The 9,933-nt window shown below is 73.6% G+C and carries 10 protein-coding genes; 4 read left to right on the top strand and 6 right to left on the bottom strand.

Annotation, left to right across the window (positions count from 1 at the left end; translation table 11 throughout):
• Window positions 1-129 precede the first annotated feature (129 nt).
• From ACIO6U_RS24300 to ACIO6U_RS24290, 3 genes are all read right to left on the bottom strand, one after another.
• Window positions 130-1,170, bottom strand: coding sequence for a substrate-binding domain-containing protein (locus ACIO6U_RS24300; protein ID WP_391118126.1), 1,041 nt, complete (start codon window positions 1,168-1,170; stop codon window positions 130-132).
• Window positions 1,171-1,418: 248 nt separating this feature from the next.
• Window positions 1,419-2,402: an ROK family protein gene (locus tag ACIO6U_RS24295; RefSeq protein ID WP_401722128.1), complete on the bottom strand. Its 984-nt coding sequence runs from the start codon at window positions 2,400-2,402 to the stop codon at window positions 1,419-1,421.
• A gap of 274 nt (window positions 2,403-2,676) precedes the next feature.
• Window positions 2,677-3,363 carry a DUF2249 domain-containing protein gene (locus ACIO6U_RS24290; protein ID WP_401722125.1) on the bottom strand — a complete coding sequence of 229 codons (687 nt, stop codon included), beginning with the start codon at window positions 3,361-3,363 and terminating at the stop codon, window positions 2,677-2,679.
• 52 nt (window positions 3,364-3,415) lie between these two features.
• Between ACIO6U_RS24290 and ACIO6U_RS24285 the strand changes: the two genes are divergently transcribed.
• Together ACIO6U_RS24285 and ACIO6U_RS24280 are read left to right on the top strand one after the other, a co-directional pair.
• Window positions 3,416-4,147 carry a helix-turn-helix transcriptional regulator gene (locus ACIO6U_RS24285; protein WP_401722122.1) on the top strand — a complete coding sequence of 244 codons (732 nt, stop codon included), beginning with the start codon at window positions 3,416-3,418 and terminating at the stop codon, window positions 4,145-4,147.
• Between the two features lie 47 nt (window positions 4,148-4,194).
• Window positions 4,195-4,569: a hypothetical protein gene (locus tag ACIO6U_RS24280; RefSeq protein ID WP_401722270.1), complete on the top strand. Its 375-nt coding sequence runs from the start codon at window positions 4,195-4,197 to the stop codon at window positions 4,567-4,569.
• A 38-nt stretch (window positions 4,570-4,607) separates the two neighbouring features.
• On the opposite strand, the gene ACIO6U_RS24275 is transcribed toward ACIO6U_RS24280, so the two are convergent.
• A complete protein-coding gene (locus ACIO6U_RS24275; protein ID WP_401722119.1) occupies window positions 4,608-5,486 on the bottom strand; it encodes a cyclase family protein in 879 nt (292 codons plus the stop codon).
• Between the two features lie 428 nt (window positions 5,487-5,914).
• Here ACIO6U_RS24275 and ACIO6U_RS24270 point away from each other — a divergent pair, with 428 nt between their 5' ends.
• A complete protein-coding gene (locus ACIO6U_RS24270; RefSeq protein WP_401722116.1) occupies window positions 5,915-6,970 on the top strand; it encodes an FUSC family protein in 1,056 nt (351 codons plus the stop codon).
• Window positions 6,971-6,982: 12 nt separating this feature from the next.
• On the opposite strand, the gene ACIO6U_RS24265 is transcribed toward ACIO6U_RS24270, so the two are convergent.
• Together ACIO6U_RS24265 and ACIO6U_RS24260 are read right to left on the bottom strand one after the other, a co-directional pair.
• Window positions 6,983-8,404 carry an MFS transporter gene (locus ACIO6U_RS24265; protein ID WP_401722267.1) on the bottom strand — a complete coding sequence of 474 codons (1,422 nt, stop codon included), beginning with the start codon at window positions 8,402-8,404 and terminating at the stop codon, window positions 6,983-6,985.
• A gap of 296 nt (window positions 8,405-8,700) precedes the next feature.
• Window positions 8,701-9,147: a MarR family transcriptional regulator gene (locus ACIO6U_RS24260; protein ID WP_355340900.1), complete on the bottom strand. Its 447-nt coding sequence runs from the start codon at window positions 9,145-9,147 to the stop codon at window positions 8,701-8,703.
• A gap of 77 nt (window positions 9,148-9,224) precedes the next feature.
• Here ACIO6U_RS24260 and ACIO6U_RS24255 point away from each other — a divergent pair, with 77 nt between their 5' ends.
• A complete protein-coding gene (locus tag ACIO6U_RS24255; RefSeq protein WP_355340903.1) occupies window positions 9,225-9,785 on the top strand; it encodes a cysteine hydrolase in 561 nt (186 codons plus the stop codon).
• Window positions 9,786-9,933 lie beyond the last annotated feature (148 nt).

Here is a 9,933-nt window from a genome sequence, read left to right as displayed (position 1 = left end):
CGAGAGAGCGCGGGCGGCCCACAGCGCGGGAAGACGTACTCGTACGGACGAGGGACGCGGCGCCGACAGCGGTGGGGCGGCGCGCAGTCACCGGCGATCCGACCTCAACAGCCCGACGACAGCGCGGTGTTACGGCCTGGGCGGCGGCGCTGTCGAACCCCTCGGGACGAGGCCGGGGATCTGGGCCGCGTGGGACGCGGGCTTTTGATGCGTCATCACATCGAAGAGCGTCTCGGTGACGTCGGCGCCGAAGGAGAAGATGTCGTGCCGCATCGCCGAGAGCATGGGCCGGGTGAGCTGGCACAACTGCGAGTCGTCCCAGGCGAGCAGGGACAGGTCCTGCGGTACGGACAGGCCGAATTCGGCGGCCACGCCCAGCGCGGTGACGGCCATGATGTCGTTGTCGAAGACGATCGCCGTGGGGCGCTCGGCGGAGAGCAGGAGCGTACGGCAGGCGCGGCTGCCCTGGTCGGCGGAGAAGTCGGCGACGACGGTCTGCGCCGACAGGCCCAACTCGGCCGCCGTCTCGGTGAACGCGCGGGTCCTGATGGCGCTGTGCCCCAGTTCGGCGGGTCCGCTCACCCGGGCCACCCTGCGGTGCCCGAGCGCCGCCAGGTAGCGGACCGCCTCGACGGTCGCGGCGGCGTCGTCGGTCCACACGGAGGTGAACGGACCGGCGAGCGAGGGGTGTCCGACGGCCACGGCGGGCAGGCCGATCGCGGACAGCGCCGGGATGCGCGGGTCGTCCACCCTCAGGTCGACCAGGATGCTGCCGTTGACCCGGTTGCCCTGCCACCACTCGCGGTGGACCTCGATCTCGTCGTCGGCCTCGACCAGCCGCAGCAGGAGCGAGCAGGAGTGGCGGCCGAGCACGCTCTCGATACCGGAGATGAACTCCATGTAGAACGGTTCGAGGCCGAGCATCCGCGCGGGTCTGGCGATGGCGAGTCCCACGGTGTGCAGCGCCCGGCCGGACAGCGACTGCGCCGCCTGGTTCGGGCTCCAGCCCAGGTCACGGGCGGCCTGGAGGATGCGTTCCTTCGTACTGGACGACACGCCCGGCTTGTTGTGCACGGCGATGGTCACAGCGGACGGCGAGACTCCCGCACGCCGGGCGACGTCCTTGATCGTGGCCTTGCGCCCGCCGCCCGCTGCTGCCGTCTGGCTCACCCGGATGTCCGCCTTCGTCTCGTGGTCGGGCCGTGCCGAGACGCGCCGCACCGGGGCCGGAAGTCGCGGGTCGCGGGGAGTCCCGGCCGAGGGGTGGACCGTACGAGCCGCCTCGTCGGCTCAGCGTACACTCAAACGTTGCATACGCGCCGGTCGGCGCCGGTCGGCGACGGCCAGCGGCCCAAGCAGCACCGGAGCCGGTCGACAGGCCCACGCCCCGGCCGTACGCCGCGACGCGGGCCCGTGGCTCAGCGCGCTCCGGCCGTGGCCGCTCCCGCGATGGCCGCCGCACCGACCAGTCCGGCGTCCCCCCGCAGCGCGGCCCGCTCCACGAGTACCCCGGCTGCGAACGGCAGCGCGGCGTACGACTCCAAGTGGCGGCGCAGCGGCGGGAACAGCACGTCGGCGGCCTCGGCGACGCCCCCGCCGATGACGGCCGCCTCGATCTCCACCAGGGTGGCGACCGCCGCGATGCCCGCGGCCAGGGCCCGCGCGGCGGAGTCGAAGGCCGCCAGCGCGACCGGGTGGCCCCGCCGGGCACCGACGGCCACCGCCGCCGCGTCGGCCGGTCCCTCCTCGGGCCGCCAGCCCTGCTCCAGCGCGCGGCGCGTGATGGACGTGCCGCTCGCCAACTGCTCGACGCAGCCCCGCGATCCGCAGACGCACGGCTCGCCGAGCAGGTCGACGGTGATGTGCCCCAGATGCCCGGCGTTGCCGGTCGGCCCGCTGCGGACAGCGTTGTCAAGAATGAGTCCGGCGCCGACACCGGTCGAGACCACCATGCACAGCGCGTTCCGGTATCCGCGCGCGGCGCCGATCCAGTGCTCCGCCGCCGTCATCGCCACGGCGTCGCCGCACAGCACCACCGGCTTTCCCGCCACGGCGGGGTGCGCCCGTACGCGCTCGACGATCGGGAAGCCGCGCCAGGCGGGGATGTTCACCGGGCTCACCGTGCCCGCCGCGATGTCGACAGGACCCGCGCTGCCGATGCCCAACGCCGTGACCGCGCGCCAGTCCTGATGTGCCGTCAACTCGGCCAGCACCTCGAGGACGGCGCCGAGAACCGCCGAGTCGGCGCCCGCGGGCGTCGGACGCCGGGCCCGGTGCCGTACGCGGCCCTCGGCGTCCACCAGCGCTCCGGCGATCTTCGTCCCGCCGATGTCCAGGGCGGCCAGCAGTCGCCCTCCGACCTCGGGCAGGAGCAAGGACGGCTGCGCGGCATCAGTGGCCATGGGGTGGATCTCCGTTCACGGCAGAGAGACGGGAGACGGGCCGGCCGTGGGAACTGGCCCCATTTAGGCGTGCGTCAGCGCAAAGGAGTCGATCTCGGACCAGCATGCTACTACAGCGTTTTATGGACGACGACACGCCATGCCGTGCCCGCTGCCCTCCTGTCGCGGTCCGGTCCGCGCCCGGTGTCCTCCGCACCGCCCGGTCCGGGCAGACCTCGTCGGCAGCGGGAATCACCGCCGGCCGCGCGCCATGCGGCCGCTCACACGGGGTCCCTCAGACGCGAGGGCTCGGCGGCGCGAGGACGAGGGCCTGGCGGCGCTGATGGACGGTCAGGTAGCGCAGGCCGTGCGGTCCAGCGGTGAACGCGCGCAGCGAGCGGCGCGGGAGCCACACCAAATCGCCGGGGACGAGGGGGACTTGGTCGAGTTCGGTGGTGAGGCGGCCGTCGCCGTCGAGAATGTGGACGAGCACGTCGAGGTCGGGGCCGAGGTGCGGTGCGATGCCCGCGTGCGGCGGGAGTTGGATGATGTTGGAGTCCAAGTCGCGGTCACGCATGCGCAGTTTCCACACCGCGCCGGAGGCGTCGGGCACGCCCGGCGATGCGACGGCCGGGGCGCCCGGCCCGTCCGCGGCATCCGGGAAGGCCGGGGCCGCCGAAACCACCGCGGAGTCCGAAACCACCGGGGAGTCCGGTCGCCGCGCGCCGGTCAGGACGCGGGGCAGCGAGGTCGACGCGAGTTTGCGGATGCGGATCCGCCACTCCCCCGGCGCCTTGTCCTCGTACTGCCAGTCGTGGCCGCCCGGGTGCTCCGTGTCGAACTCCTCGCGCAGGTGGCGGGGGTCGTGGTCGTTGACCAGGACCAGCCAATCCCCTACTGCGAGGGCGTCGTACGCGGCGAAGACGGCGGGGTGCCTGCCGGGCTTGGGCAGCGGACGTACGTCGAGCTCGGGTCCTGGCACGGGCCGCGCCTCTCTCTATTTCTACAAGTGGCGATTGTGTAAACTCTAGCGCATGACGCCTCCCTCCGATCCCACGGACGCCGTGACCGACGCGCCCGCCGGCCGTCGGCGGGCCGTCCTCGACCTGCTCCGGCGATCGGCGGCGCCGCTGAGCATCGCCGACATCGCCCGCCGCCTCGAAGTGCACCCGAACACGGCCCGGTTCCACCTCGACACATTGGTGGGGCACGGGCAGGCGGAGCAGGTCACGGCCGCGCGCACCGGGCCCGGAAGGCCGCCGCTGCTGTTCCGCGCCGCCCCTGGCATGGACCGGACGGGACCGCGCAATTACCGGCTGCTCGCGTCGATCCTCGTCGAGGAGCTGTCGCACAGGCCCCGTCCCACGCAGGCGGCGGTCGCGGCCGGGCGCGCCTGGGGCGGGGAGTTGACCGAGGCACCGGACGCAACGGCCCCGTCGGGCACGGTCACCGAGGCGCGCACGACGGTCACCGAGGCGCGCGCGGTCGAAGGTCTCATCCGCCTGCTCGACGACCTCGGCTTCGCCCCGGAGCGCCCGCCGCGCGGCGCCGTCGACCGGATCGGCTTGCGGCACTGCCCCTTCCTCGACCTGGCGCAGGAGCGGTCGAAGATCGTCTGCCCGATCCATCTGGGCCTGATCCAGGGCGCGTTGGCCGCGATGGAGGCGCCGCTGACCGCCGAGCGGCTGGAGCCGTTCGTGGAACCCGACCTGTGCGTGGTCCACCTCGGCCGGGCGGCACGCCCCGTGGAAGGGAAGGGGCGTTGAGCGCGTCGGCGGCGGCCTCGGTGGCCCTGGTGTTCACCTGGCTCGGGATGGTCCTCGCCATCTCCTTCCTGGAGGCGCCGCTGAAGTTCCGCGCCCCGGACGTCACCGTCCGTATCGGTCTCGGCATCGGCCGCCTGGTGTTCCGCGCGCTCAACTCCGTCGAAGGGGTCTTCGCGGTGGCCCTGCTGACCGTCGCGGTCAGCGGGCCCCTTTCCGCCCGCGCGACGGTCGCGCTGACCGCCGCCGTGGCTCTGCTCGTCCTCCAACTAGCCGTGGTACGGCCCCGCCTGACCCGCCGTTCGAATGCGGTCCTGGCCGGGCAGGACCCGCCGCGCTCCCACGCCCACTACGCCTACATCGGCCTGGAAGCCGCCAAGGTCGCGGCCCTGATCACGGCAGGCACCCTGCTGCTGGCCGGTTGACGCCCGCGAGCCGGTCCCCACGGTGCGGAACCGGCCGCTCAGAAGAGGGCGATCGGGTTGACCGGGACGCCGGTCATGCCGTGGATACGCGGCGGCGCGACGGAGAGCAGGAAGCTGTAGCGCCCCAACTCCGCGCACAGCGCGGCGAGATCGTCGAGCTGTGAGGCGTCGATCAGGGGCATGGCCATCCGGCCGAGTGCCACGCCGTGCAACGGCGACGGCCCGTTCGGATCGAGCGGTGGGAAGGCGTCGCCCCGGTCACCGGTGTAGACGGCGACCTGGCGGTGGTGCATCCAGCGCACCGCGTCGAGGCTGATGCCCGGTGTCGGTGTGCCGGGGACGGGCGTGGCGGGCCAGCCGAGCCGGATCGCGAGGGCGTCGCCCGAGCGCACCTCGACGTTCTGCCGCTTCTCGGCCTCCTCCAGGTCGTGCGAGGTCACCGCGTGACCGGGCGCCAGCCGGCCGTCCACGACCAGGTCGAGCAGCACCCCGCGTGTGACGATGCCCGCGGCGAAGGCCCCCGTCGAAGCGAAGGTCACGCCCGCGGCGGTCACGACCTGGTCCCTCGGACGTCCGGGGTAGACCTGACCGTCGGTCGACCAGTGCGCCAGCGCGTCGATGTGGGTCGAGCCCGCGTGGTGGTTCTGCGTCAGCGTCAGATCGGCCGCCACGGGAACGCCGGTGTAGGACATCATCTGCTGGACCGGGGAGACGTCCACCGTCGTCGGCGCGAACGGGCTGCTGACGATGGGGGTCGGCGTGATCGGCTGCGCCAACGACACCCACCGGCCGGTCCGCACCTCGGCGGCGGCCTGTGCGCGTACGGCGTCGGTGATCAGATTGAGCGTGCCGAGTTCGTCGTCGGAACCCCAGCGGCCCCAGTTGTCCGGAAGTTCCTGCTCGGTCGGATCGGTCACGTGAGCGCTTCCCCTCTTGCGATGTGCGGGAGCCGCGCGATGCGCCGAACTGCCCTTGTTCGCCCCGGCCGGCGCACCACCAGCGGCCAACAGCATACGGTCGACACCCTTTTCACACCTGCCACATCCGGGATCGGACGGACGGGGTGGCAGCGGCGGGGATCGTGACGCTCGAGGCAGCCGTTCCACCCGGGACGCCACCCGCCTCCGCACGGCCCGCGCACCCGCCCGACGGCGGGAACGGGCGGCGGGTCCCGTGACATACCGTCACCCCGATGCGTGCCGTGACGTGCGCCGCCGGGCGTTACGGCGAAGGGTGGGAAGTTCAGGGCGCCGCGCCGGGCGGGGGCTCCGTACCGGAGGTTTGCGCACATGCGGTCCCTGCACCCGTCGCCCGCCCGCTCCGTACCAGCGGACGTACACCGGTCGTGACCGGGGAGGACACCGCGACACCGGCCGTGAGCGAGGAGGACACCGCGACAGCGGCCGCCGGGTCGCCGCCGCGGGTCGCCTGGGCGTGGCCCGGCTTCGCGCGCGGTCTGCTGTACGCGCTGCCGGGCGCCGCGGTGGCGCTGCACGATCCGGGCGCGGGCATGGCGCTGGCGGTGGGCGTGCTCCCCGCCGCCGTCATGCGCATGCCCGCCCGGCGGCGGGCCCGGTTCATGACCGTCGTGGTCGGCCTGTGCACCGGCCTGCCGATGGTGCTGGGGTCGCTGCTGGTGCAGGTGCGGTGGGTCGCGGTGCCCGGCGTGTTCCTGCTGGCGTACGCGTCCGCCGTCGTCGCCGCACGGCGCCCGGCAGGGATGGTGCTGCTCGTGCTCAGCCTGCCCATGGTGGGCGCAGGGCTGAGCTATGACGACGTGTCCCAGGCGCTCGGCATCACCGGGCTGATCGTCGCGGGCTCCGCGTACGCCTGGCTGGTGTCGCTGCTGTGGCCGTCGACCGCGCCGCCCCCCGGGCCGCCGGGCCCGGCGCACTCCGCCGAGCAGGCCAGGATGTACGGTCTGCGGCTCGGCGCGGCCGGGGCCGCCGCGGCGGGCTGCGGTCTGGCGCTGGCGCCGACGCATCCGGGCTGGCCGGTGGTGGCCGCGCTGATGGTCATGCGTCCGCGGCCCCAGATGCAACGGCTGCGGTCCTTCGGCCGGGTGCTGTCGGTGCTGGCCGGTGGCGCGGTCGCGCTCCTGCTGCTCCGCAACGACGCGCCGGACTGGGCGTACGCGGTGACCGCCGCGGCCACGCTCGCGCTCGCCGCGGCGACCCAGGGCAGCCGCTGGTATCTGACCCCCGCCTACTCGACGGTCCTCGTGCTGCTCCTGCTGCTGCACGCGGAGCCCGACCAGGCCCGCGCCCGGGCCGACGAGCGTCTGTGGGCCACGGTCGCGGGCGTGGCCCTCGCGTATCTCTTCGGTCTGCTCCTGCCGAGGATTCTGCGGCTGCCGGCGGTGTCGCGCCTGCTCGGGGCACCGGGACGCGGCTCCGGCTGAGCGCCGTGCCCCTCACCGCGCGGGCGTAGCCTGCTTCGTCTCCTGCGGCGCGGCGATCCGGCCGAGCGAGCGGTCGACCAGGGTGAGGACGAGGAAGACGGCCGCGGCGGCGAGCATGAACAGGGCGAGGCCGTGCAGTCCCGAGGTGGTCGCGCGGCGGCCGAAGAAGGCGCCGGTCGCGGAGGAGGCGACCATGGCGCCCAGATACATGAACGTCCGCAGCAGCCCGGACGACGCGCCCATGCGCGCGGGGTCGGCCTGGAAGTAGAGCGCGTTCTGGTTGGCGAGGCTGACCAGGCCCTGCGGCAGTCCGAGGACGACGGCGACCGCGACCAGCAGCCACACCGCGGCGTGGTCGCCCACGGCCAACAGCATGGCGCAGGCGACGAGTTGGGCCACGGCGCCGACGACCAGCTTGCCGCGCACGACGGCCTTGCGCCCGGTGAGGGTGGACACGACGATGCCGACCGCGAAGGTGGGCAGCAGGAGCAGCCCGGCCGCGGAGGCGCTCAGCCCCCTGCCGTCCTCCAGCCACTGCGTGAAACCGTAGATGAAGGAGTACGAGACGGTGTACGCGACGAAGGTGCGGGCGTAGGTCGCCAGCAGCGGGATGTTGCCCGCGAAGACGCCGACGTCGATGAACGGGTCGGCGGCGCGCCGCTCGCGCAGGGCGAATCCGGTGCCCGCGAGCAGGGTGAGCGCGATGAGCCAGGCCCGGTCGGTGCGGGCGTCCATGAGGAACAGCAGCAGCGACACGAGGGTGGCGGCGAAGAGCAGGACGCCCGCCCAGTCGAGGCGGTTGCGCGGGCGCGGCCCGCCGACGGGGAGCGGGGCGCCGTCGGGGAGCGGGGCGCCGTCGGGGAGCGGGGCGCCGTCGGCGGCGCCCGACGGCGCGATCGCGGTCCTGCCCGGCAGGTGGATCCAACCGAGGACGAGGCAGGCGATCGCGAGCGGGATGTTGATGGCGAAGGTGCTCCGCCAGCCGCCGAGTCCGATGAGCAGGCCGCCGAGGGTCGGGCCGATGACGGCGACGGTCTGGCCGGTCACGGCGAGCGTGGTGAGAACGCCCGCCGGGCTCTTCATCCCGGTGCGTTCGGCCTCGCTGCGGATCAGGTACATGGCGGCCGGATAACCGGCGCAGGTGCCGAAGCCGAGGACGACGCGGGCGGCGACGAGGACGGTGAGGTTCGGGGCGAGGGTGCCGATCACCCCGGCGACGCCGGTCAGCGCGGCCCCGGCGAGGAACAGCCGCTTGGGGCCGTACGTGTCGACCAGCCGTCCGACGAGCGGTTGCCCGATGGAGGTGGCCAGGTAGAGCGCGGAGATGAGCCAGGCCGTCCGGGCGGCGTCGGCGCCGAGGGCGGCGCCGATCGGCGCCAGGGCGACGGCGATGATGGAGGAGTTGATGGGGTTGAGGATCGAGCCGATCATCATCGGCGCGAGCAGCCGCCGGTCGAAGGCGCCCTCGGCCGGTGCGGAGGAGGGTTCCGACCGCTCGGACCGCTGGGGCCGCTCGGGCCGGCCTGGAGCGGCCGGTCCGGCGTCCTGCGCGGCGGGTTGTACGGCGGGTTGTACGGCGGCTGGCGCACCCGACGCGGCGGTCCGTTCCGGCCGTACGGCGGCCTGCTCCGTTCGTACGGCAGGCCCGGCAGGCACGGCGGACGCCTCGGGCTGCTCAGACGGCTCGGACGGCCCCGACTGCCCGGACTGTCCCTGCGGTATCGCGGCCATCAGTTCGTCAGCCTGCCCAACAGGCGCATCGCCTCACTGATCGTGTGCCGCTCCGCGTCGTCGTACTGCTCCTCCAAGGCGCGCGCCAGCCACTCCACGCCCGCCTGCCGAGCGCCCTCCGCGCGCTCGCGGCCCGCCGGGGTCAGCTCGACGATCTGGCGGCGGCCGTCGGCGGGGTCGGGGGTGCGGTGGATCAGTCCCAGCCGCTCGAGTGAGGACAGCGTCGCGGCCATGGACTGCTGCCGTACGTGCTCGGCGTCGGCCAGCGCGGCGGCGGTGACGGCGTCGCCCCGGCTGACGCGCATCAGCACGGACGACTGCGACGGGGTCAGATCCTCCCCGTCCGTCACCTGGAGGATGCGGCGGCGCAGTCTGCCCACCACCACGCGGACGTCCAGGGACGCCTGGAGCATGCCGGGAGCGACCGGCTTCGCTTCACTTTGCATATCGTCAGCCTACACTGTTTAATTCGCACTGTTCAGTTAAGACTGTCTACTTTCTCCGCCGAGAGGACCCGCCCCTCATGTCCGCATCCCGTACCGCCCTGCTGGTCATGGACTTCCAGAACGGCATCGTGCAGCGCATCGCCGACGACTCCGTCGTGGCCGCGGCGGCCCGCGCGGTCGAGGCCGCCCGCGCCGCCGAGATTCCGGTGATCTTCGTACGGGTCGCCTTCCGGCCCGGCTATCCGGAGACCGCCGCCTCGAACCTCTCCTTCAGCGCCCTCAGCCAGGCAGGGGACGCCTTCACCCAGGACAACCCGGCCACCCAGGTGGTCGACGCGCTCGCCCCGCGCGCCGACGAGCCGGTGGCCGTCAAGCGCCGGGTCAGCGCCTTCACCGGCAGCGACCTGGAGGTCCTGCTGCGCGGCGCCGGTGCGGACTCGCTCGTCCTCACCGGCCTGTCCACCAGCGGCGTCGTCCTGTCCACCATCCGCCAGGCGGCCGACCTCGACTACCGCCTGACCGTCCTGTCCGACGCCTGCGCCGACAACGAGCCCGACGTCCACCGCATCCTCATCGAGAAGGTCTTCCCCAAGCAGGCCCAGGTCATGACCACCGACGAGTGGGTCACGTCCCTCTGAGCCGACGGCTGTTGCCCCACCCCGCGGCCTCACGCGCCGGTGCCCGGCCGCGCCGGAGGCTCGGTGTCCGGCGCCCGTGAAGCGCAGGTCACGGGAGAGGTCCGGCGTTCACGGACACGCTCTAGACTGAGCGCTCGCGCGGTCGGCG

Origin of the sequence: Streptomyces sp. NPDC087422, assembly GCF_044744145.1 — a bacterium.
Lineage (GTDB): Bacteria > Actinomycetota > Actinomycetes > Streptomycetales > Streptomycetaceae > Actinacidiphila.
The sequence above is the reverse complement of the archived record's forward strand: the minus strand, read 5'-3'. Positions and strand labels throughout refer to the sequence as shown.